Source organism: Ruegeria sp. YKSF57 (genome assembly GCF_059612585.1).
The window spans coordinates 1-21772 of the sequence record NZ_JBXWQW010000059.1; the positions used below are offsets into that span (position 1 = coordinate 1).

Here is a 21772-nt window from a genome sequence, read left to right on the forward strand (position 1 = left end):
GTGCAGAATGGCAAAGCCATGCGCCACCGGGTTGCGCGGAATGTCCGAGCCGCGAATGTTCAGCAGCCACATGATCGAATCGGGCAGGGTGATCACCGCAGCCTTGCGCCCCGCCGTGGTCAGATCCCCGGCCAGACGGGCGATCTTGCTCTCAGAGCTTTCGCCGGCGAATTCGATCGGATGCGCCTTGACCGGGTTCATTGGCGGGGCGGGCTGATCGGGCCAGACCCGGTCCACCAGGTTTTCGCAGCGCACCAGTTCGATACCGGTGCCGTCCAGGTCCGCCAGCGCGCCCTTGATCTGACCCGCCGCATGCAGCCACGGATCGAACCCCACGCGCCCGCCATCCGGCAGCTTTTCCTTCAGCCATTGGGTCAGGCTGACATCCGGCCACGGCACCGGGGTAAACGCCGCTGCGACCTGCGCCTTGACCTGTGTGCGATAGCGCCCGTCCACGAATACGCCCGCCACGCCCCTCAGGGCGGCACAGAACCCGGCCGAGCCGGTGAACCCGGTCAACCAGGCCAGCCGGTCGTCATGGGCCGCCACATATTCCCCCTGATGGGCGTCCGCACGCGGGATCAGGAAGCCGTCCAGCCCGTGCTGTTCGATCTGCCCGCGCAGCGCGGCCAGCCGCGGCGGCCCCTGTTCCGGGCGGGCGGTCACTTCGAATGTCTGGAACATGGAGGCCTCGTTCGTCACTTGTCTTCGGCCGAAAGGTGCGGCGCGACGCGGGGAAAGTCCAGTCGCAAAGCCGTGCGCTCATTCGGCAAAAAAGCCGAGCAGCGCCCCAAGGTATTCATCCCACACCGCGTTGCCCGGCATCGGGATGTGGTTTGCGGTTTCCAGAACCATCAGCTCGGCATCGGGGATGCCTGCCGCAAGTTTCTGAGCCTCGGACAGGGGGTGAACATTGTCGTGCCGCGCGTGGATGATCAGCGTCGGGCAGCGGACCTGGGGCAGAAGCGGCAGCAGCGACTCGCGGTGAATGGCGTCGCGCACCTTAAGGATCGTCTGTTGTGAACTTGCACCGATCATGTTGCGCGCCATGTCGTGTACGGCGTCCAGCGGCCCTTCGGGGAAATAGCTGAGCATCATGGCGGAAACGAAGCTGATCTCAGGCGCGCTCCACCCTTCGGCAGCCAGCGCGCGCAGCGCGTCCGAACTCAGTTCCGGCGACCGCCGCCCGCGCCCTTCGGCATAGCCGCCGACGATGACAAGGCGGCGCACGCGGTCGGGGTGTTTCACGGCAACACGCACCGCCGACAAGGCACCGCCGGATTCCGAAAACAGTCCAAAACGCTCGAACCCGGCGGCGTCTGCCGCGGTTATCATGTTCTCGGCCAGAGCGTCGAACGAGAATTCCTCAAGCGCGCGATCCGACCGGCCAAACCCGATGGGATCGAAACGCAACAGCGTGTGATGCGCGCCAATTGCCTCGAACAGCGCGCGCTCGGATGGTGTGTTCCACTCGGCCTCGATGTCCGTCGTGTTGTATCCGCCGCGCACCAAAAGCGGCCCCGATCCGGTCACGGCATAGGCAAGCGATTTCCCCTCGGGCGTCTGCGTGTACCGGATGCGTTGCACCGATGCCGGTGCGGGCATGTCCTGCCCGACCTCGGCAACAGGGGCTACCCATTTGAGCCCCCGCCGGGCAACCGTGGCGATCACCCGTTGCGACTTGCCGTCATCGCCCACGGCCTTGCGGGCGGCGGCAATGCGGGCGCTGATGGCCGAGTCGGACACGATCCGGCCATGCCAGACCTCTTCGACGATCTCGTCCCGGCTGACCAGCCGCCCGGCGTTGCGCAGCAGCAGATGCAACAGGTCGAACACCTGTGGTTCCACCGCAACCGGCGCGCCGTCGCACAGCAACAGGTGCTCCCTGGCGTCCAGAACATAGGTGTCGAAACCGTACCGCATGTCGAGATAACACCCGTCTTTTGCCGATCCGGCAAGGTGTTACCGCAAAAACAGGGGTTTCTAAGGGAAATCCAAGGACCGTCTTCAAGCGGCAGGGGGGCGAGGTGCGCCATCCTGACAGCATCACTATTGGAGGACCCCGACCATGATGGCGCCGTTTGACACCGCATTGCTTCGCCACACCGCCGACAGGCACCAGCCCCCTTCGCGCACCGAACGCGTCGCAGCCAGACAAGCCGAAGAGGCGGTCAATGAAAAACGCCGCACCTTGTGGAACAGTGTGCGGCGTCATCTCGACTGGTGGGCGGGGCGAATCAGCTCGCCTTCCTGATCCCCATCACCCGCGCCCGCGCGCGCGGGTCGCTGTCGAACAGGGCCGCCAGTTGTTCCGTCATCGCGCCGGCCAGCTGTTCGACATCGGTGATCGTCACTGCGCGGTCGTAATAGCGGGTCACGTCATGGCCGATCCCGATGGCCAGCAGCTCGACCATCTTGCGCTTTTCCACCATGGCGATCACGTCGCGCAGGTGCTTTTCCAGATAGTTGGCGGGGTTCACGCTGAGCGTTGAATCATCGACCGGGGCGCCATCCGAAATCACCATCAGAATCTTGCGCTGCTCCCGCCGCGCGATCATCCGGCGATGCGCCCATTCCAGCGCCTCGCCGTCGATGTTTTCCTTCAGCAGGCCCTCTTTCATCATCAGGCCCAGATTGGGTCTCGCCCGCCGCCACGGGGCATCGGCGCCCTTATAGATGATGTGGCGCAGGTCGTTCAGACGGCCGGGTTGCTGCGGGCGGCCATCGTTCAGCCACGCCTCGCGGGCCTGTCCGCCTTTCCACGCCCGCGTGGTAAAGCCCAGAATCTCGACCTTGACATTGCAACGCTCCAGCGTCCGCGCCAGAACATCGGCACAGATCGCGGCGATCGAGATCGGACGCCCCCGCATCGACCCGGAATTGTCCAGCAGCAGCGTCACCACCGTGTCCCGGAACTCGGTATCCTTCTCGACCTTGAAACTCAGCGGTGTGGTGGGGTTTGCCACAACACGCGCCAGACGGCCCGCATCCAGAATGCCTTCCTCGCGGTCGAATTCCCAACTGCGGTTCTGCTGCGCCTGCAACCGGCGCTGCAACTTGTTGGCAAGGCGCGAAACCGCCCCTTTCAAAGGCTCAAGCTGCTGGTCCAGATAGGCGCGCAGCCGTTCCAGTTCTGCGGGCTCGGCCAGATCTTCGGCCGCGATCTCTTCGTCATGGGTGTCGAGGTAGATCTTGTAATCCGGATCGGCCTCGGAGGCGGGCGGCGGGGCAGGAGGTTCCTGCGGCGCTTCGCCCTCGGGCATCTCGATCTCGTCGCCCATGTCGTCTTCGGCCATCTCGTCCATCGAGACCTGGGCCTGAGACTGATCCTGCTGTTCTTCCTGGGCCTGTTCGGGGTCGGCGTCGGCGTCCTGATCCTCCTGATCGTCCTGACCGGTGCTGTCGGGATCGGGCTGTTCGTCGGCGTCGTCCTCGGCCTGATCATCCTGATCCTCGTCCAGTTCGTCCGGGTCGTCGCCCAGCTGGTCGCCATAGCCCAGATCCTTGATCACCTGCCGCGCGAACCTGGCGAACTCGGCCTGATCCGAGAGGATATCGTCAAGGTTTTCCAGCGTTCCGCCGGCCTGTTCCTCGATGAAGCCGCGCCACAGGTTCATCACGTTCTCGGCGGCGGGCGGCAGGTCGCGCCCCGTGGCCAGATGCCGGATCAGATAGCCCGCGGCCACCGGCAGCGGCGCCTCGGCGGGTTGCTTGCACTGGTCATAGCCACGCCGGATCGCCTCGTGGCTGATCTTGACGTCGATGTTCGACGCGGTGCCCGGCATGTCGCGCGCGCCCATCGCCTCGCAGCGGGCAACCTCCATCGCCTCATAGAGATCCCGCGCCATGTCGCCCGGAGGGGCATAGCGGTTGTGCGTGGCATCGTCGTGATAGCGGCGCTGCAAGGCCAGCGCATCCGCCGTGCCGCGTGCCAGCAGCACCTCTTCGCGGCTCATCCTGCGCGAAACCTGCGGCAGCCGCATCGACTCGCCCGACAGCCCCGAGGGATCGACCGTGTATGACACGTTCAATTCCGGATCGTGGGCCATCACCTTGGTGGCCTCGGCCAGCGCCTTCTTGAACGGATCGGCGGGGTTGTCGTTTGGTTTTTTCATCAATCGGCCCCTGCCTGTTCAAGCGTCATTTCACCGGTCGCCAGCCGCGCCAGCACATCCACATGCACATCCAGCGCATCCACCACAGTATACCCCGGTTCCTGCCCGTCAAAGGCCAGATTCAGATCGGTGCCCGCCAGCACAATTGCGTCGGCGTCAAGATCGTTGACCATGCGGCGGCCTGCATCCAGAAACAGGGCGCGGTCGGACGCTGAACATACCCCTGCAATCGCCATGTCCTGATAGGTCTGCCCCAGCGTGTCGATCTCGTCTTCCAATGCGACCGCGCCGGTCTGCGCAAGCTGTCCATAGAGTTTCGTTCGCATCACAACCCGCGTACCCAGCAATCCGACGGTTCCAAACCCTTGCGAGGCGAAATAGGCGTCCAAAGGTTTGACCGCCGATATCAAGGGCAATGAGGACAGTGCCACCGTCTCGTCATAGCAGAAATGCCCGCCCAGAGATGTGATCGCTGCGCAGTCGGCGCCCGCCGCTTTCAGCCGGTCGATCAGGCCCGCATAGATCCGCGCCTGCGTGTTCCGGTCATCGGCCAGATTGGTTCGCACCAGATCCTGCACATCCGCATGAACGATGGTCAGCGCCAGCCGCTTGCCCTGCGCGGCCACAGCGGCAGTCAGCCGCTGATAATAGACCACCGTCGCCGCAACTCCGATCCCGCCTATCAAGCCGATATGCACGGCCGACGTCATGTCACCCCAGGCTCGCGCTCGCGGCGCTTTCCGGCAGTTCCTCGTCAAAGCAGCGCTGATAGAATTCGGCCACGGTCTGGCGTTCCAGTTCGTCGCATTTGTTCAGGAAGCTCAGGCGGAAGGCATAGCCCACGTCGCGGAAGATCTCGGCGTTCTGCGCCCAGTTGATCACCGTCCGCGGGCTCATCACCGTGGACAGATCGCCATTCATGAACGCCGTCCGGGTCAGGTCGGCGACGGTCACCATCTGGCTGACGGTCTTGCGCCCTGTAGCGGTGTTGTAATGCGGCGCCTTCGACAGCACGATCATCGTCTCGGCGTCGTGGCTGAGGTAGTTCAGCGTCGAGACCAGCGACCAGCGGTCCATCTGCGCCTGGTTGATCTGCTGCACCCCGTGATAAAGACCGGTGGTATCGCCCAGACCCACGGTGTTGGCGGTGGCAAACAGGCGGAAATACTTGTGCGGGGTGATGATCTCGTTCTGGTCCAGCAGGGTCAGCTTGCCGTCATGTTCCAGCACGCGCTGGATCACGAACATCACGTCGGCACGGCCCGCGTCGTATTCATCGAACACGATGGCGACCGGGTTGCGCAGCGCCCAGGGCAGGATGCCCTCGTGGAATTCGGTCACCTGCTTGCCGTCGCGCAGCTTGATCGCGTCCTTGCCGATCAGGTCGATCCGGCTGATATGGCTGTCAAGGTTGACGCGCACCGCAGGCCAGTTCAGCCGCGCCGCGACCTGTTCGATATGGGTCGATTTGCCGGTGCCGTGATAGCCCTGGATCATAACCCGGCGATTATGGGCAAAGCCGGCCAGGATCGCCAGCGTGGTTTCCGGGTCGAACTTGTAGGTGTGGTCCATCGCCGGCACCCGGTCCGAGGCTTCGGAAAATCCCTTGACCATCATGTCGGTGTCGATGCCGAACACGTCACGGACCGAGATCTCTTCGGTGGGTTTTGCGTTGATGTCGATCGATCCGTCAGCCATGCGCCTCGTCCTTATCCTGTGCCCCGCCTGGCGGGTTTGAGCCCGTGTGTGGTGCAACATATTGCGGACAAGGGCAAGGGAAAGGCGCGCGGTCCGGCGACTGATACGGCGTTTCTTTCCAAACTGGCCTTACCGATGATCGCGCCAATGCCCGGCGGCGGTTTTCCGCGGGGGCAGCATGGTCCGGCCAAGTCTTGTTTGAAGTCAACTTGTTCCAAGCTATTCTGAAATTCAGATACGTCCTGAACGCAGGAGAAATCAACATGGCGCTGGATATTTTCGGCCCAACTTCGATCTCGATCGGATCGACCACGAATACCACCAGCGCGCAATATACCGCGTCAAAATTCGGGGCGGCGTGGAGCGTCGACGTTCTGGATGCCGGGGGGCTGTCGCCCTCGGATTACACGGTCACGATCTCCAGCACCGGGTTGCTGACCGTCACACTGGAACCCGGCATTTTTGTCGATCCCGACGCCACCTTTACGCTGCGAGTGAACGCGACGACCGGGCCGGGAGTGGGCAACAACGGCTCTCTGATCGTCACGGTCGCGCTGCCGGATGGTATCGTGCCCTGCTTTGTGGCTGGAACTTTGCTGGAAACCGCCGCAGGGCCGGTCCCGGTCGAAGACATTACCGCCGGCGACCAACTCCGGCTTGCGGATGGCGGGCTGGCCGCTGTCACCTGGGTGGGGCAACGCACATTGCATCCCGACCAGCTTTGCGCCCTGCCGCGTCTGTGCCCGGTGCGGATCAGCCGCGACGCGCTTGGCCCTGGCTTGCCGACCCATGATCTGTTGGTCTCGCCCCAACACCGCATCGTGCTGGAAGGATGGCGCGCACAGCTTCATTTCGGCGCGGATCAGGTTTTTGCCGCCGCCATTCATCTGGTCGATGACAGCCGCATCCGGCAGATCATGCCCGATGGCCCCGTCACCTATGTCCACGTGGCCTGCGCCCGGCACGAGGTGGTTCTGTCCCACGGCCTCAAGACCGAAACCCTGTTTCCCGGCGATGCGGCCCTGATGGCGCTGGACCGGGCCGACGTGGCCGAGTTGAAAGACCTGTTTCCCGAAGTGTCGGGCCACGATCCGGCGCGCCTGCCGGTGACGCGCCTGCCCTGCCTGAAGCGGTACGAGGCAAGTGTTTTCAGGGCTATGGGCTGACTGACCGGCACACCGAGAACCATATGGCTTTTCCGGTAGCGGACGGCAGGTTGGATTGAGCGGCGCCGACCCTAGCTGTGCAACCGCTTGTAATCCTGCGGCGTGCATCCCATCCGGCGTTTGAAGAACCGGGTGAAATCGCCGGGATTGCCGTAACCCGTTTCATAGGCGACATCGGTGACGTTGTATTCCGGCACGGCAAGCATCCTGCGTGCGATGTCCAGACGGGCATGTGACAGCAGGTCCGAATGGCTCGTCCCGAACGCGGCCAGTTTCCGTCGATAGCTGCGTTCGCTCATTCCAAAGGCAGCGGCAATGCGGCGCGCCGAGATGTCGACAGGCGATGAGGCCAGGAACTCGGTGATGCAGGCTTTCAGCGCCTGCTCCGGCTGTCGCGCCTCGGGTGTTCCGTTCCCTGCGACCGGGGCTGACAAGGTCACGTCGGCGCGGATGATCGTGCCAAGATCGAAGGCCAGACCGAAATGGTCGGTATCCGGTTCCACGGGCAGGTCTTTCAGGTTCTCCGGCAGGTCACCCGAGCGCAGGGCGATTGGCAGCCGAAGCGCAACCGGCTGCAGGCCCGGCGCAAGGATGCGTCGCGCCCCTGACAGCATGATGCTCAGGTTATATTGCAGCACCGACCACCGGTCGGACCATTCGGTCGCGGATGTGGTGCGCAGCACCCAGACCTGCTGGCCGCGGATTTTGCAGGAAAAACGGGCGCCAGTTATGAAGCCGTTGAAGACCCGCGTCATGGCCTCGAGCGATTCCCGGTTGGTGATGCCGGTGGGCAAAGGAACACCCGCCACGGAATGGGTCTGCGCGCGCTCTGTCGGGTCCATGGAAAGACTGTCGAACAGGAAATTGTTCTGCCCGTTCTCCCGTTGTACCAATTCCAGAAAAAGTTCGGTCGCGTGCAGGGGGACATACCCATGAGGTTCGTCCACGATGTTTCCCGGAAGCCCGGCCCGCTCGGCCAGCCGTTCCAGTTTGCTGCTTGGCATGTCCGCCGCACCGAATACCGGGCGCAGGGCAGGTGCAAATACGAGATCGAGACGGATCATACCGCTTCTCCTGTCCCGTTTTCTGAAAACGTCAATTCACTGATCGATAGATTGCCGCTGAACTCTTTTTGGCCGGAAATGCTAAGCATCTTCCTGCAAACATCGTAATATTACAATGAATTATTTCAACGACGATCTGGGGGAGTATAATATGACTGCTTTCAAGACATTAAGGCGGCTGAAGGCGACGGCATCTGCCGCGATGATTTGCGCGGGCATGTTCACCGCGACCGTGTCGGCGGCGCAGGACAAGCCGATGAACTTTCTGATCATCTGGGGGGATGACGTCGGATACTGGAACATCAGCGCCTACAATCAGGGCATGATGGGCTATGAGACCCCCAACATCGACCGCATCGCCAGCGAAGGCATGCTGTTCACCCACGCATACGGCGAACAGTCCTGCACCGCCGGGCGCGCCAGTTTCGTCACCGGTCAGTCAGGTTTCCGCACCGGTCTGCTCAAGGTCGGCCTGCCCGGCGCCAAAGAAGGGATGAGCGAGAAGGACCCGACCATCGCCGAATACATGCGGTCCAAGGGCTACATGACCGGCCAGTACGGCAAGAACCACCTTGGCGATCTGGACGAGCATCTGCCGACCAACCACGGCTTTGACGAGTTTTTCGGCAATCTCTATCACCTGAACGCCGAGGAAGAGCCGGAGAATGCCGACTATCCCAAGAACCCCGAGTTCAAGGAAAGATTCGGCCCGCGCGGAGTAATCCGTTCGAATGTCGACGGCACGGTCGAGGATACCGGGCCACTGACCCGCAAGCGGATGGAAACCATCGACGAGGAAGTCACCGCCGGGGCGCTCGATTTCATTGACCGCGCGGTCAGCGAGGATAAGCCGTTCTTCCTGTGGTACAACACCACCCGGATGCATATCTTCACCCACCTCAAGGAAGAAAGCCGGGGTGTCACCGGGCTGGGCATCTATCCCGACGGCATGGTCGAACATGACGGCATGGTCGGCGAGATGCTCGACAAGCTCGACGAACTGGGCATCGCCGACAATACCGTGGTGATGTATTCCACCGACAACGGGGCCGAAGTGTTCAGTTGGCCCGATGGCGGCACCACGCCGTTCCGCAACGAGAAGAACTCGAACTGGGATGGCGGCTTCCGCGTGCCGATGATCATCAAGTGGCCCGGCGTGATCGAGCCGGGGCGCAAGTCGAACACGATCATCAGCCACCTCGACTGGTTCCCGACTTTCATGTCGGCGCTGGGCGATGCGGACATGAAGGAAAAGATGCTGACCGAAGCCCCCTTTGGCGAGGGCAACGAGCCGGTGCATCTGGACGGGTACGACTTCATGCCGTATTTCCGCGGCGAAGCCGACAAGGGGCCGCGGCGCGAGTTCTTCTATTTCTCCGACGGCGGCGACCTGATGAACCTGCGCTATGACCAGTGGAAAGTGGTCTTTGCCGAACAGCGCGCCGAAAGCTTCGATGTCTGGCAGGATCCGCTGACCCCCTTGCGGTTGCCCAAGGTGTTCAACATGTTCTCGGATCCGTTCGAAAAGGCCGACCACGAGGCGATCAACTATCCGCAATGGCGGCTGGAACGGGCCTATCTTCTGGTTCCCGCCCAGGCCTTTGTGGCGCAGTTCCTTGGCACGTTCGAGAAATACCCACCGCGCCAGAAACCCGCGAGCTTCTCGATCGACCAGGTTCTGGAAACCCTGCAGACCAATCAGGGCGGCTGAAACGGCCAAAAACCCCACCACTCACAGAAGGGCGCCCCGACCGGGCGTCCTTTTTTCGACCCCGCGAGGTTCCGTTGCAGGGCGCGTGACAGCCCACCGCTCTGCGTCTACGCTGCATATGGGCATATCGACAGGAGGGGTCCATGCACCGCAAGCTCGCGGCCATTCTTGCCGCCGATGTCGTTGGGTTCACCGGCATGATCGTCCGCGACGAAGAGGAAACGCTCAGGCGGGTGGAACAGCTGCGTCACGAGGTGATCGGGATGCAGGTCGAGGCCCATCGCGGCCGCGTGTTCAAGGCCATGGGCGACGGGTTTCTGGCCGAGTTTTCCAGCACGATCGAGGCGGTTCACTGCGCGGTCGCGATCCAGCGAACCATGGCCATCAACGGCGCGCGCGACCGGGACACCACATCGATGCGCCTGCGGCTTGGGGTTTCCGTAGGTGACGTCGTCGTGCAGGACGGCGATCTGCTGGGCGAGGGAGTCAATCAGGCTGCCCGCCTTCAGGCGCTGGCGGAACCGGGCGGCATCGCCGTGTCGGGCGAGATCATGAGCCAGATCCGGGGCAAGATCGACCTTCCGCTGCAGGATTGCGGCCACCAGCGGGTCAAGGACTCCGATGATCCGATCCACGTCTACATGACGCGCGAGCATGGCGAGAACCGCGCGCGCGGGCTGTTCGATTTCGACGAAGACGCATTGGCGGCGATGTCGGCCACAGGTGGCTGTCTGTGTGGTGCGATCCGGTACGAAATCAGCCTGCCGCCGATCAGTACCGGCTATTGCCATTGCCGCTTTTGCCAACGGTTCACCGGCGCGGCGATGAGCGCGTGGACGGCGTTTCCCGCCTCGGGCGTACGGTTTCCCGGGGCTGAGCCCCGGTATTTTTCCTCGTCTCCCATCGGCGAGCGCGGCTTCTGTCCCGATTGCGGATCAAGCCTCACCTACCGGCTGGTGCAGCCAAGGCGCGCAGCCTATCTCGTGGTGATGACGACCAGCCTTGACGAGCCGGGCAAATACGCGCCCGCCGCCCATAGCGGCATCGAAAGCCGCATGCCGTGGCTCGACATCCTCGACGATCTGCCCCGCACCACCTGCGCCAATTCCCGCGTGCTTCAGGAAGCCTGGTCATCGGTGGGCCTGCCGGACCCCGAGACATGGGTGCCGCACGCCAAACCGCCCAAGGTGTTCTGAACCGCAACCGGTGCCCCACCCGCCGCGCGCGGGATTTACAGCGCTGCTCTCAACTTCTACCGTTCCGGACGCCCCGACCCCTGCCGGTGGAGACCAATGCCGCACGACACCCCCAATATTCTGCTGGTCATGGCCGACCAGATGACCCCCTTCATGCTCGAGGCCTGCGGCCACCGGGTCGCGCGCACCAGACACATGAAGGCGCTGGCCGACCGGGCGGTCAACTTTGCCACCGCCTATACGCCCAGCCCGATCTGTGTACCTGCACGGTCGTGTTTCATGACCGGGCTGCACACCTCGACCACCGGTTGCTACGACAACGGCGATCCCTATCACAGCTTCATCCCGACCTTCGCCCATTACCTGACCAACGCGGGCTATGACACCGTGCTGTCGGGCAAGATGCATTTCATCGGCGCCGACCAGCTGCACGGCTTCCGGCGGCGGCTCAACACCGACATCTACCCCTCGGGGTTCATCTGGTCCTACCCGCTGCTCGATGAAAACGACCCCAACGCGATGGCCTTCGATTTCGCGCCCCAGTACCAGGCCCGCAATATCGGCGCAGGCTGGAGCGCCGAGCTGCAATATGACGAGGAAACCCATTTCCGCGCGCTCGAATACCTGCGCCACGCCCCCGACCGGCCCTTCATGCTGACGGTGTCCTATACCAACCCGCACCCGCCCTATATCGTGCCCCGCAAATACTGGGACATGTACAAGGATGCCGACCTGCCGCTGCCGCATTACCCGGCGGACATGGATGCGCATTATTCGGATTTCGACCGCGCGTTCTTGCGCTGGTACGGGCTCAACCGCAAAAGCATCCGCAATGAAACCGACCTGCTCGCGATGCGCCGCGGCTTTGCCGCGCTCGCCCACTACATCGACGACAAGCTGGGAGAGCTGCTCGACGTGCTCGATGAACAGGGCCTGCGCGACAACACGATGGTCATCGTCACCTCGGACCATGGCGAGATGCTGGGCGAAAAGGGCCTGATCCAGAAACGCAGCCACTATGAATGGTCCGTCCGCATCCCGCTGATCATCGACCTTCCCGGCGCCGGGTACCGCCGCGTCGACACGCCCGTTTCGCTGATCGACCTGCCCGCCACCTTCCTTGATCTGGTCGGCGCCACGCCCGCCCGCCCGATGGAGGGGCGCTCGCTGATGCCCGCGCTGCGCGGCGAGCCGCTGGACGAGGTGCCGGTGATCTCGGAATATCACGGCGAAGGCATCATGCGCCCCAGCTTCATGATCCGCAAAGGTGCGTGGAAATACCTCTACTGCCACCGCTCCCGGCCACAACTCTTCAACATCGACGCCGATCCCGGCGAGTGGACCAACCTGGCCGGAGCGCCGCAAGCCGCCGATATCGAACGCGAGATGGCGGCGATCATCACCGATCGCTTCGATCTGGATGCCATCGAACGCGATGTCTGGGCGCGGCTGGCACAGAAACAGGTGGTCAACGCGGCCATGGCGGCGAACGAGACCGCGTGGGATTATCAGCCCGACCCGAACGCATCGACGGCCTATATCAGAACCTGAGAAACGGCCCGTCCGATGACTCGAACAGGCCTGCTTCTTTCTGGTCTCGAATACCCGAATTCCGCCGCAACCGCCGGGCGCGACGTTTATCTGAAATTGCGGCTGTCCTTGATCTGATCCCAGGCCCAGACCACTTCCTGCAACTGGTCTTCCTGGCTGCGGTCGCCGCCGTTCATGTCGGGGTGCAGCACCTTGATCAGCTTCTTGTAGGCCGATCGCACCTCGGCCTTGGTCCAGCTGTCCTTGGCCTCAAGGATCTCGATGGCGCGCCGTTCGGTCGGCGGCAGGCGGCGGCCTCCGGCGGCGGCACGGCCCGGGTTCTTGGTGGCATTCTCGCCCAGAACCTGATGCGGGTCCTCGATGCCCAGCCGCGCCCAGGCGCGGGTTTCGGGATCGATGAAGGGCTTGGTCTCACGCTCCCACACCTTGTCCTTCGAGCGCTGCGCGTTCAGCTCGGCCTCGGTGGTGCCGTCGAAAAAGTTCCATTTCTGGTTATATTCGCGCACATGCTGCTGGCAGAACCAAAAGAAATCGTCCAGAACGTCCGGCGCCTTTGGCGCGCGGTACTTGCCCGCCTCTTCGCATCCCTCGTGGTCGCAGAGGCGGGTCGAGGTCTCGGACGCACCCGACATGCCCCGCCGCCCGCGCGGGTTTTTCTTCTTTGCGGATGAGACCGACATGTCGAACCCGAACGGGTCTGATTTCACCATGGCGCTGCTCCTTACGAACTCGTCTTCTCGACTCGGAGGCAGCAGTTTAGTCTAAGTGGCCGAAGATAGAAGAGGGGAGCGGCAATTATTTTGCCGCATGAGCAGAAATGAGCATGACCGAAGACATCCGTACCCGCCTGACCCAGGCGTTTGAGCCGCGCGAGCTTGACGTGATCGACGACAGCGAAAGCCATCGCGGCCACGCGGGATATCGCGAAGGTGGCGAAAGCCATTTCAATGTCCGCATCCGCGCCGAGGCCTTTGCCGGCAAATCCCGCGTCGCCTGTCACCGCGCGGTGCATGCCGCCCTGGGTGACATCGTCCCCCGCATCCATGCGTTGTCGCTGGATATCGGCAGCTAGCGCCGCGCTGGTCCGCGCAGGGCGGCACCGCTTTGACACGGCAGGCGCCCGCGCTAAGCTGGCCGGATCAAGTTGGATCGAGTATCGCCATGCCGCCGACCAGAAAACTGGCCGCAGTCCTCTCTGCCGATGTCGTGAACTATTCGGGGCAGATGAAGGCTGACGAAAACCGAACGCTCACCGAGCTTCGCAAACTGCGAAAGGACGTGTTCGAGCCGATGGTCGCCGATCATCTGGGCAACGTGATCAAGCGCATGGGCGACGGCTGGCTGGTCGAGTTTGCGGCGGTTTCCGACGCCGTGCGCTGCGCCCTCGATCTTCAAAGCGGCACGGCGCAGCATTCCGCGCTGCAACTGCGGGTCGGGGTACATCTGGGCGACGTCGCCTTTGACGATGACGACATCTTTGGCGACGGCGTCAATCTGGCCGCTCGCCTTCAGGCCGAGGCTGAACCGGGTACGGTGCTGATTTCCGACGTGGTCCAGCGCAGTGTCGACGAAGAACTGGCCAAGATCTTTCGCCGGGCCGGAGATCGCAACTTCAAGAACCTGCCCGCGCCCGTCCCGGTGTTTCAATGGTCCCCGCCCGAGGCGCCGCCGCCGCGCGTGACGCCGAAAACCCATGCCCAGTCCCTCATGATCGGCGTGCTGCCGTTCGACAACCTGTCCTCGGATCCCGATCAGGCGTTTTTTGCCGACGGCATCACCGAAGAGATCATCACCACGCTCTCCAAGCTTCCGAAACTGCTGGTGGTCGCGCGCAATTCCACGTTTGTGTACAAGGGGCGTTCCGTCGACATCAAACAGGTCGGGCTGGAACAGGGTCTCGATCTGGTTCTGGAAGGCAGCGTGCGGCAAAGCCGCGACCGGGTCAGGATCACCGCCCAGCTCATCGACGCCAGATCGGGGATGCATCTTTGGGCCGACCGTTTCGACAGGCACCTCGAGGATGTCTTCGAGGTGCAGGACGAGATTGCCCTCAAGATCGCGACAGAGCTTCGGGTCGAACTGCTCGAAGGCGAAATGGCCCGTTTCCGCGGATCGGGAACCACCAACATGGAGGCGTGGACCTCGCAACTCAAGGCGGTCGAATGCTGCCGGAAAGTCACGAAAGAAAGCTATGCCGAGGCCCGCCGTCTCGCCGAGCGCGCAATTGCGCTGGATGCATCCTACTCGGCCCCTCTGTGCACCCTCGGGCATGTCTGCACCGTCGAGGCACGGCACGATTTCACGCCGGATCGCGCCGCAGCACTGGCCGAGGCGCGCGAATGCGCGCAGCGCGCCCTGCAGATCGACAGCTACAATCCCGAGGCCCACGCGATCGACGGCTTTGCCGAGGCCATCGACGGAAATCTCGACGCCGCGATCCGCAAATTCAACACGGCGCTGGCGCTCAATCCGAACCACGCCGATGTCGCCGCCCGGCTTTCGCTGACGCTGGCCTTCAACGGGCAGGTTACCGAGGCGATCCGTTTCGCGCAGCAGGCCATCACGCTCAACCCGTACTATCCCGGATGGTATGCGGGCGTGCTTGGCTTTGCGTTGCGGCTCGATGGGCGACACGCCAGGGCCATCGAGGCCTTCAGGGAATACAGCGACATCGTCGAGGGCTTCGGCCATCTGGATCTTGCGATTGTCCATGCCGAAACCGGCGATATCGACACGGCCCGGCAAGAAGCGCAAACGCTGCTGAAACACCGCCCGAACTTCACGATATCTTCGTGGAAGAAAACGCAGCTTTACCGCGATCCCCGTAACCTGGACAGGGATTGCGATCATCTGCGGCAGGCCGGTCTGCCGGACTGAACAGCGTATCGGGCGCTGCCCGACCGCTGCCACCGGTTTGCCGCGCGTCCCGACAAGGCGCTAAGGTCGAACCTGCAAGATCACATTCATGGATCGGAGTGGCCGCATGCAACCTCCTGAGACGCAGGGCAAACCGGTGTTCAAAGCGGGGCTTGATCCGTCGCCCCGCACATATTCCGACACCGTCACCCTGTTGCGCCGCGCAACCTTCGCCCCCGACCGCCTGCCCAGCCAAACCCCCGCGCAGATCGAGGCATGGCTGCTCGAAGACGCGCTTGCCGCCGGGGATCTTCTGGAATTCTATCAGGAATTCCTGTGGCGCATGCTCAGGGCCGGGATGCCGGTGGAACGAAGCAGCCTGCATGTCGGCACTCTGCACCCGCAGGTCCTGGGCTATGTCTGGATGTGGAACAGCGACGACGGTTTCTGCGACGAGGGTGTCATCGACCAGTCGGTGCGCATGACGGATGCCTACCGCCGCAATCCGCTGTCCCGGGTGATCGATCATGGCGAACGCTTCCGTGCACGCCTCGATCCGTCCAGACGGGCCAAGCATGGCCCGTTGTTGGGCGACCTCGCCGAGCAGGGATATACCGAATACGCGGCCTTTCCCCTCCGCTCCGGCGGCGCCAACCACAATGCGGCAACCGTTGCGACACGGCAGCAGGGTGGGTATTCGGACGAAGAGTTCGGCCAGATCGAGCGCCTGTTGCGCATTTTCGCTCTGCATGTCGAACGCCACATCGCCGAGCGGATTTCCCAAAACATCGCCAGCACCTATCTCGGCTCGGATGCCGGCCGTCAGGTTCTCGACGGCTCGATCCGGCGCGGTTCCGGTGCCGCGGTCGAGGCGATCATCTGGGCATCGGACCTGCGCGGGTTCACGCGGCTTTCCGACCAGATGACCGATGGTCAGCTGACAGCCGTCCTGAATGCCTATTTCGAATGCCTCGCCAGTGCGGTCATCGCGCAGGGCGGCGATGTCCTGAAATTCATCGGGGACGGGATGCTGGCGGTGTTTCCCTTTGCGGCCTTCAGCGATGAGACCGCCACAGCACAGGCCGCACTCTCCGCCACACAACAGGCGCTGGGCGCACTCGATGCCCTGAACGCCGATCCCGCCGCTCTTGCCGGGGTCACGGCCTGGCGGCCCCTGCAGACGGGAATTGCGCTCCACCGCGGCACGGTGTTTTTCGGAAATGTCGGCGCGCCGGACAGGCTGGATTTCACCGTGATCGGCAAGGCGGTGAACACCGCAAGCCGGGTCGAGGCGCTTTGCAAAACCACCGAACGGCCCGTGCTGGTCACCGCGCCGGTTGCTTCCCTCGCCAGCCACGATCTCGCCAGCCTCGGCTTTTTCGAACTGGCAGGGCTGGAACAGCCGCTGGAGCTGTTTACGTTCCGCTGATCCGTCGCGCGACGGGACAACGACCTGCGCCTTGCCGCCGAGGGCCCTGAATACCGCAACTGCCGTTCTCGCGCGCGACACCGCTTTCATGCGCCAGCGAAGACCGCCAGCACGAATGCCCGACTACGCGCCTTGCCAAAAATAGTATCCGGTCAGGAACAGTCCAAAAGCTATGATGCCTGCGCGCAGCGTCGACTGAGGAACCATCAGAGACAGAAATCCGCCAAGATAACCACCTATGGAAGAGCTGACCATCATGACCACAGCGAATGGCCACGACACCGAACCGCTGAGGCCGAAAATTATGACCGCCACGATGCTCACGGCGAAAACCACCGCATTTTTCAACGCGTTGGCCTCATGCAGATCTGCGTGTCCGTTCAGTATCAGCGCGGCCAACAGGATCTGCCCCAGGCCCGCGCCAAAGTATCCGCCGTAAACAGAAAAGAGAAAAAGCACCGCAACCGGCAAAAACGCCCATATGCGGGCCGAACCGATCCTCAATACCAGAATTGCCCGCCGAATTCCGGGCGCGGTCGAAAACAAGACCGTCGCAAATCCGATGAGATATGGCACGGCCGAGGCAAAGGCTGCCTCGCCGAGGTACAACAGCAACAAGGCACCAAGCGTTCCGCCCAGAACGCCAATGCCTACGGGCGTCAGGCAATTCCGGCCAAGACGCTTCAACTGAGGGCGGAATGCCGGAAGCGCCGCAAGATTGGCGGGCGTCAGGGCCACCATGTTCGTCGTGTTGGCGACCAGGGGGGGCAGGCCCGCCCATATCAGGACTGGAAAGGTGAAAAACGTCCCGCCACCGGCAATGGCATTGGTGGCGCCCGCCAGAACGCCGGCGGCGACAAGAATCAGATAGGTCTCGACCCCTGCGGCTTCCAAGACAGGTTCCCCAACTGAATGACACGACCGTCCGAGTGCCGTGAAAACGGGTCACCCAAATCAAGTATGCCGGCGTTTTCAGTCTGGTCCGGGCCGCGCAGGTCCGTCAAGGAACAGACAGTCGGCGTGTTTTTCACCTGCGCCGTCAGGTTTTTTCTTCTTCGTCCAGTTCGGGCTGTGTCTCGGCCCTCTTGAAAGACAACGGCGGATCATTCGACTCCTGCGAGATCCGCGCCGGGCCGGAAATCGTGCCGGGCCCCGGAACCGGGCGGGCCAGCGGGATGCCCTCGGGCGTGTGACTGGGCATCTCGACTTCCGCAGTTGTCGGCTCGCTGCCCTCCGCCAGCGGCCTGCGAAAGACCAGCACGTTGCGCCAGTTGACCGTGCTTCCCGTGATCCCGCTGCGCTCTTCGCTGGGCAGCAGTTCGGCCCGCAGATATTCCCACCCCTCGGCCGCCAGGGCGTTGAGCGACTGTTGCACCGAAAGGGCAAACCGCCCCTCTGCCGTTTTGACACCCCTGGCCTTGGTGCCCTTTTGCGGGGCCGGGACCACCTTGTATTCGTATCGGATCATGCTCGCGCCTTTGGTTGATTGCGCGCAGGTTACTGCAACCTCCGTCCAAAAGGCCAGAGCTCTGAAACCCGCAACCGCCAGGTGGCGGCATTTCCGCCAGACCCGTGGCCAAAACCCGCCAACTTGACGCACGCCCCTGCGCGTAGGCTTAATGCAGGGGCGATTTTGCGATTTGATCCATGCTTTCAGGACCTGTCCATTGACGAAAGGCCAAGACAACACACGCTGGTGGATTTTGGGCGCGATGGGGGTGATCCTCGGGGTCATCCTGCTGGACGAAACCGTCGTCGGCGTCGCCCTGCCGACCATCCAGGCCGAGATCGGCCTGACCGCGCTGGGCGCGCATTGGGTGGTGAACGTCTATCTGCTGACGCTGGCGGCGCTGGCCGGAGCGGCGGGCAGACTGGGCGACATTCTGGGCACGCGGGCGCTGGTCGTGGCGGGGCTGGTGCTGTTCGGCCTGTCCTCGGCTGTCGCCGGGATGGCGGGCAGCGGCACAACCCTGATGCTTGCGCGCATGATGCAGGGGATCGGGGCCGCGGTGATCTTTCCGCTGTCTCTGGTGCTGGTCTCGATGTCCTTCGGCGAGGATGAGCGCGGCATGGCGCTGGGCATCTATGGCTCCATCGGCACCACCTTTCTGGCGCTGGGGCCGGTGGTCGGAGGGCTGCTGACCGAATACCTCTCCTGGCGCTGGATCTTCTGGATCAACCCGCCGATCGTTCTGGTCGTGGCGGCGGTCACCTGGCGGTTCTGGCGCGACCCCGACCGCGTGCCCGAGGACCGGTTCGACTGGCGTGGCCTTGTGCTGCTGGTCACCGGCCTGACCCTGACCGTCTTTGCCATCATGGAGGGGCCGGACCGCGGCTGGACCCGCGCGGACGTGGTTCTGCCGCTGGGTCTGGGGCTGGTGCTGCTGGCGCTGCTGATCCCGGCCGAGCTGAAATTCACACCGCCCCTGATCGCGGTGCGCCTGTTTTCCAACCCGACCTTCGCCGCCTCGAACCTGATCGTGTTCCTGGCCCAATATGTAAAGATCGCCAGCTATGTCTTTGGCGCGATGTATTTTCAAACCGCGATGGGCCTGTCGCCGCTGATGGCGGGCGTGGCGCTGTTGCCCGCCGTGGCGCCGCCGATGTTCTCGGCCCCCTTTGCGGGCAAGGCCGCAGACAGGTTCGGAACCCGTGGCCCGTCGCTCATGGGGGTGCTGGGGTCGATGCTTGGTATTTCGGCGGTGGCGCTGGGTATGGGGATGCACAGCCACGCGCTGATCCTTGCCGGGCTGCTTTTGTCGGGCGTCGCCGTATCCTTTCTGTTCGTGCCGCCGCAGCGCGCGGTGATGATGTCGGTGCCGCCCGCGATGCAGGGGCAGGCGGGCGGCATCGTGCTCAGCAGCCAGCTTCTGGGCGGCACCCTCGGCATGGCGCTCTGCAGCACGGTCTATGCCATGACCGGCAGCTTTCCGGCGGTGTTCTGGACCACCGCCGCCTTTGCGCTGGCGGTGCTGCTCTATGCGCACTTTGCCATCGAACATCCGAAGCACAGCAAGCCGAAAGGGACCCCGTGAAACCCAATCTGACCCGCCTCCTGCGCGCACTCGCCATCGCCTTTCTACCTGGCCTGACAGCCGGGCTTGCATCGGCGCAGGACGGCGCGCCAAAGCTCGACTTCGCCTCGCGCAATCCCGACTTGCCCAATGTCGCGGTGCTGGCCACCGGCGGCACCATCGCCGAACGCACCGACCCCAAGACCGGCGGCGCGGTTCCGGCGGTCTCGGCCAAGGATCTGGTTGCCGCCGTGCCGGGCCTGTCCAAACTGGCCAATATCGGCGTGCTGCAGGTCAGCAACATCGATTCCTCGCAAATGACCCCGTTGATCTGGGCCAGGCTCAGCACCGATCTGGACGCGGTGCTCGCACGCCCCGACATTGCCGGAGCGGTCGTCACCCACGGCACCGACACCATGGCCGAGGGCGCGTTTTTCGTGGATGTAACGCTCAAAAGCGGCAAGCCGGTGGTGTTCACAGGCGCGATGAACGACGCCTCCAGCCCCAACCCCGACGGCCCCGGCAACATCCATGCCGCCGTCGCACAGGTGCTGTCGCCCGATGCCGGAAACTGGGGCGTGACCGTGACCCTCAACCGCTATGTCAATTCCGCCCGCCACGTGCGCAAGACCCAGACAACCAACGTCCAGACCTTCAACTCGGGCGAAAAAGGGTATCTGGGCTATGTCCTGGGCACCGATGTGCAGCGCCTCAACGACCGGGTGAACCGTATCCGCCTGCCGCTGCCCGAGCCGATGCCGCAAGACTTTCCCGACATCCCGATCATCATGGATTTTGCCGGCTCTGACGGCCGATTGCTGCGTCATGCCGTCGACAGTGGCGCCAGGGGGCTGGTGGTCGAAGGCGTCGGCGCGGGCAACGTGAACGCCGCCACCTTCAAGGCCATCGAATACGCTCTGTCCAGGGGGCTGCCCGTGGTCATCGCCACCCGCGTTCCCCATGGCCGGGTCGAACCGATCTATGGCGATCAGGGCGGCGGCGCGACGCTGCAGAAAGCGGGCTGCATCCTCGCCGGAGACCTGCCATCGACCAAGGCCCGCCTGCTGCTGATGCTGGGCCTGCTGCAGCACGGGCCGGACAGGGCGGCGTTGGGGAAGCTGTTTGAGAGGGGATGACCCGGCTCCAGACAAAATAGCACCCGATTGGCCAGCCCTCACAGCAGAGGTTGCAGTTTGTCAAAGATGGTCTGCAACATGGGCGATGAACGCGTCGAGGTCGTCGGGTTCGAGGCCACGGCTGCCGTTGCCATGTGAACTGGTTTTTGCGGATGCAGTCGGCATATCGCAGCCCGAAGCGGCCAAACGCCACTGGACGGGAATATCTGCTAACTGACCTCGCCGCGCGGGTCGCGGACTGTTAAGACGCGGGATGGGGTGGATGGCTCCTGCTCCATCGGCGTCGCGATGCGCCATAGTGCAGTTGTCATGAACTGCTAGGAGAGGAGCCACCCAATGCAGATTACAACAGTCGGCCTCGATTTGGCCAAGAACGTTTTTTATGTTCATGGTGTCACGCCAGATGGTGCTGTGGGGTTCAGCCGGTCTTTGCGTCGCCGCAGATGTTGTCTTTCTTTGAGCGTCTGGAGCCCTGTCTGATCGGCATGGAAGCTTGCGGCGCGAGCCACTATTGGGCGCGAGAACTGACCAAGCTGGGCCATGAAGTCAGGTTGATCGCACCTGTCTATGTGAAGCCCTGCGTCAAGCGCGGCAAATCAGATGCGGCTGATGCGGAGGCGATCTGCGAAGCCGTCACCCGTCCGACCATGCGGTTCGTCAAGGTGAAGTCGCCTGAACAGCAGGCCATTCTTTCTCTGCACAGAGCGCGCAGTCTGGTTGTCCGGCAAAGGACCCAGACGATCAACATGCTCCGTGGGCTGCTGGCGGAGTTCGGCATCGTCTTTGCCCAGGGCGTTGGTCACGCCGTCCGGTTCGCGAAATGCACAATCCAAGGG

Annotated in this window: 19 protein-coding genes and 1 pseudogene; 11 read left to right on the forward strand and 9 right to left on the reverse strand. The window is 63.3% G+C overall.

Going from position 1 to position 21772, the window contains the following annotated elements:
• Together AC2FLX_RS19215 and AC2FLX_RS19220 are read right to left on the reverse strand one after the other, a co-directional pair.
• A partial coding sequence (locus AC2FLX_RS19215) for an aminopeptidase P family N-terminal domain-containing protein (protein ID WP_496875503.1) occupies positions 1-684 on the reverse strand: 684 nt, incomplete at its 3' end.
• 78 nt (positions 685-762) lie between these two features.
• Complete coding sequence (locus AC2FLX_RS19220; RefSeq protein ID WP_496809983.1) at positions 763-1923, reverse strand: alpha/beta hydrolase; 1161 nt, start codon at positions 1921-1923, stop codon at positions 763-765.
• Positions 1924-2068: 145 nt separating this feature from the next.
• On the opposite strand from AC2FLX_RS19220, the gene AC2FLX_RS19225 reads away from it, so the two are divergent.
• A complete protein-coding gene (locus AC2FLX_RS19225; RefSeq protein WP_480749176.1) occupies positions 2069-2254 on the forward strand; it encodes a hypothetical protein in 186 nt (61 codons plus the stop codon).
• Here the strand turns inward: AC2FLX_RS19225 and cobT are convergent.
• The 3 genes from cobT to cobS are packed head-to-tail and all read right to left on the reverse strand — an operon-like array spanning position 2238 to position 5813.
• Entirely contained in the window at positions 2238-4115 is a 1878-nt protein-coding gene (gene cobT, locus AC2FLX_RS19230; protein ID WP_496807764.1) for a cobaltochelatase subunit CobT, read from the reverse strand. The genes AC2FLX_RS19225 and cobT overlap by 17 nt on opposite strands.
• Positions 4115-4813: an aspartate/glutamate racemase family protein gene (locus AC2FLX_RS19235; RefSeq protein WP_496745465.1), complete on the reverse strand. Its 699-nt coding sequence runs from the start codon at positions 4811-4813 to the stop codon at positions 4115-4117. The genes cobT and AC2FLX_RS19235 overlap by 1 nt, the downstream gene beginning before the upstream one ends.
• A gap of 13 nt (positions 4814-4826) precedes the next feature.
• Positions 4827-5813, reverse strand: coding sequence for a cobaltochelatase subunit CobS (gene cobS / locus AC2FLX_RS19240; protein WP_480749179.1), 987 nt, complete (start codon positions 5811-5813; stop codon positions 4827-4829).
• A gap of 263 nt (positions 5814-6076) precedes the next feature.
• Here cobS and AC2FLX_RS19245 point away from each other — a divergent pair, with 263 nt between their 5' ends.
• A complete protein-coding gene (locus AC2FLX_RS19245) occupies positions 6077-6979 on the forward strand; it encodes a Hint domain-containing protein (RefSeq protein ID WP_496745436.1) in 903 nt (300 codons plus the stop codon).
• Positions 6980-7050: 71 nt separating this feature from the next.
• Here the strand turns inward: AC2FLX_RS19245 and AC2FLX_RS19250 are convergent, their stop codons facing one another.
• Complete coding sequence (locus AC2FLX_RS19250) at positions 7051-8043, reverse strand: helix-turn-helix transcriptional regulator (RefSeq protein ID WP_496809984.1); 993 nt, start codon at positions 8041-8043, stop codon at positions 7051-7053.
• A 151-nt stretch (positions 8044-8194) separates the two neighbouring features.
• Between AC2FLX_RS19250 and AC2FLX_RS19255 the strand changes: the two genes are divergently transcribed.
• From AC2FLX_RS19255 to betC, 3 genes are all read left to right on the forward strand, one after another.
• Positions 8195-9754 (forward strand): arylsulfatase, encoded by a 1560-nt coding sequence (locus tag AC2FLX_RS19255; RefSeq protein ID WP_496809985.1) that lies wholly within the window; start codon positions 8195-8197, stop codon positions 9752-9754.
• A gap of 143 nt (positions 9755-9897) precedes the next feature.
• Positions 9898-10950, forward strand: coding sequence for a GFA family protein (locus AC2FLX_RS19260; RefSeq protein WP_496809986.1), 1053 nt, complete (start codon positions 9898-9900; stop codon positions 10948-10950).
• A gap of 96 nt (positions 10951-11046) precedes the next feature.
• Positions 11047-12501 (forward strand): choline-sulfatase, encoded by a 1455-nt coding sequence (gene betC, locus AC2FLX_RS19265; protein ID WP_496809987.1) that lies wholly within the window; start codon positions 11047-11049, stop codon positions 12499-12501.
• Positions 12502-12587: 86 nt separating this feature from the next.
• Here betC and AC2FLX_RS19270 read toward each other — a convergent pair whose 3' ends face one another.
• On the reverse strand, positions 12588-13211 hold the full coding sequence (locus tag AC2FLX_RS19270; protein ID WP_480749185.1) for a J domain-containing protein: 624 nt from the start codon (positions 13209-13211) through the stop codon (positions 12588-12590).
• Between the two features lie 107 nt (positions 13212-13318).
• Here AC2FLX_RS19270 and AC2FLX_RS19275 point away from each other — a divergent pair, with 107 nt between their 5' ends.
• The 3 genes from AC2FLX_RS19275 to AC2FLX_RS19285 all read left to right on the forward strand — a co-directional run bounded on the left by AC2FLX_RS19275 (position 13319) and on the right by AC2FLX_RS19285 (position 16786).
• Positions 13319-13573, forward strand: coding sequence for a BolA family protein (locus AC2FLX_RS19275; RefSeq protein WP_480749186.1), 255 nt, complete (start codon positions 13319-13321; stop codon positions 13571-13573).
• Positions 13574-13662: 89 nt separating this feature from the next.
• Positions 13663-15378 carry a tetratricopeptide repeat protein gene (locus tag AC2FLX_RS19280; RefSeq protein WP_480749187.1) on the forward strand — a complete coding sequence of 572 codons (1716 nt, stop codon included), beginning with the start codon at positions 13663-13665 and terminating at the stop codon, positions 15376-15378.
• Between the two features lie 106 nt (positions 15379-15484).
• Positions 15485-16786 (forward strand): adenylate/guanylate cyclase domain-containing protein, encoded by a 1302-nt coding sequence (locus AC2FLX_RS19285; protein ID WP_496809988.1) that lies wholly within the window; start codon positions 15485-15487, stop codon positions 16784-16786.
• 123 nt (positions 16787-16909) lie between these two features.
• Here AC2FLX_RS19285 and AC2FLX_RS19290 read toward each other — a convergent pair whose 3' ends face one another.
• Positions 16910-17680 (reverse strand): sulfite exporter TauE/SafE family protein, encoded by a 771-nt coding sequence (locus AC2FLX_RS19290; protein ID WP_480749189.1) that lies wholly within the window; start codon positions 17678-17680, stop codon positions 16910-16912.
• Positions 17681-17825: 145 nt separating this feature from the next.
• The gene (locus tag AC2FLX_RS19295) at positions 17826-18254 is read right to left on the reverse strand and encodes a DUF4177 domain-containing protein (RefSeq protein ID WP_480749190.1); all 429 of its coding nucleotides are present in this window, start codon (positions 18252-18254) and stop codon (positions 17826-17828) included.
• Positions 18255-18453: 199 nt separating this feature from the next.
• On the opposite strand from AC2FLX_RS19295, the gene AC2FLX_RS19300 reads away from it, so the two are divergent.
• From AC2FLX_RS19300 to AC2FLX_RS19310, 3 genes and pseudogenes are all read left to right on the forward strand, one after another.
• The gene (locus AC2FLX_RS19300) at positions 18454-19821 is read left to right on the forward strand and encodes an MFS transporter (RefSeq protein ID WP_480749191.1); all 1368 of its coding nucleotides are present in this window, start codon (positions 18454-18456) and stop codon (positions 19819-19821) included.
• Positions 19818-20936 carry an asparaginase gene (locus AC2FLX_RS19305; protein ID WP_496809989.1) on the forward strand — a complete coding sequence of 373 codons (1119 nt, stop codon included), beginning with the start codon at positions 19818-19820 and terminating at the stop codon, positions 20934-20936. Before AC2FLX_RS19300 ends, AC2FLX_RS19305 begins: the two co-directional genes overlap by 4 nt.
• 336 nt (positions 20937-21272) lie before the next feature.
• Positions 21273-21772 (forward strand): annotated as a pseudogene (locus AC2FLX_RS19310) (IS110 family RNA-guided transposase); the annotation flags it as partial.

Coding starts and splice junctions, on each gene's coding strand:
- AC2FLX_RS19260 (WP_496809986.1), top strand. CDS start 9,898: ATGCACCGCAAGCTCGCGGCCATTCTTGCCGCCGATGTCGTTGGGTTC.
- betC (WP_496809987.1), top strand. CDS start 11,047: ATGCCGCACGACACCCCCAATATTCTGCTGGTCATGGCCGACCAGATG.
- AC2FLX_RS19295 (WP_480749190.1), bottom strand. CDS start 18,254: ATGATCCGATACGAATACAAGGTGGTCCCGGCCCCGCAAAAGGGCACC.
- cobS (WP_480749179.1), bottom strand. CDS start 5,813: ATGGCTGACGGATCGATCGACATCAACGCAAAACCCACCGAAGAGATC.
- AC2FLX_RS19245 (WP_496745436.1), top strand. CDS start 6,077: ATGGCGCTGGATATTTTCGGCCCAACTTCGATCTCGATCGGATCGACC.
- AC2FLX_RS19275 (WP_480749186.1), top strand. CDS start 13,319: ATGAGCATGACCGAAGACATCCGTACCCGCCTGACCCAGGCGTTTGAG.
- AC2FLX_RS19280 (WP_480749187.1), top strand. CDS start 13,663: ATGCCGCCGACCAGAAAACTGGCCGCAGTCCTCTCTGCCGATGTCGTG.
- AC2FLX_RS19285 (WP_496809988.1), top strand. CDS start 15,485: ATGCAACCTCCTGAGACGCAGGGCAAACCGGTGTTCAAAGCGGGGCTT.
- AC2FLX_RS19255 (WP_496809985.1), top strand. CDS start 8,195: ATGACTGCTTTCAAGACATTAAGGCGGCTGAAGGCGACGGCATCTGCC.
- AC2FLX_RS19225 (WP_480749176.1), top strand. CDS start 2,069: ATGATGGCGCCGTTTGACACCGCATTGCTTCGCCACACCGCCGACAGG.
- AC2FLX_RS19270 (WP_480749185.1), bottom strand. CDS start 13,211: ATGGTGAAATCAGACCCGTTCGGGTTCGACATGTCGGTCTCATCCGCA.
- AC2FLX_RS19220 (WP_496809983.1), bottom strand. CDS start 1,923: ATGCGGTACGGTTTCGACACCTATGTTCTGGACGCCAGGGAGCACCTG.
- cobT (WP_496807764.1), bottom strand. CDS start 4,115: ATGAAAAAACCAAACGACAACCCCGCCGATCCGTTCAAGAAGGCGCTG.
- AC2FLX_RS19250 (WP_496809984.1), bottom strand. CDS start 8,043: ATGATCCGTCTCGATCTCGTATTTGCACCTGCCCTGCGCCCGGTATTC.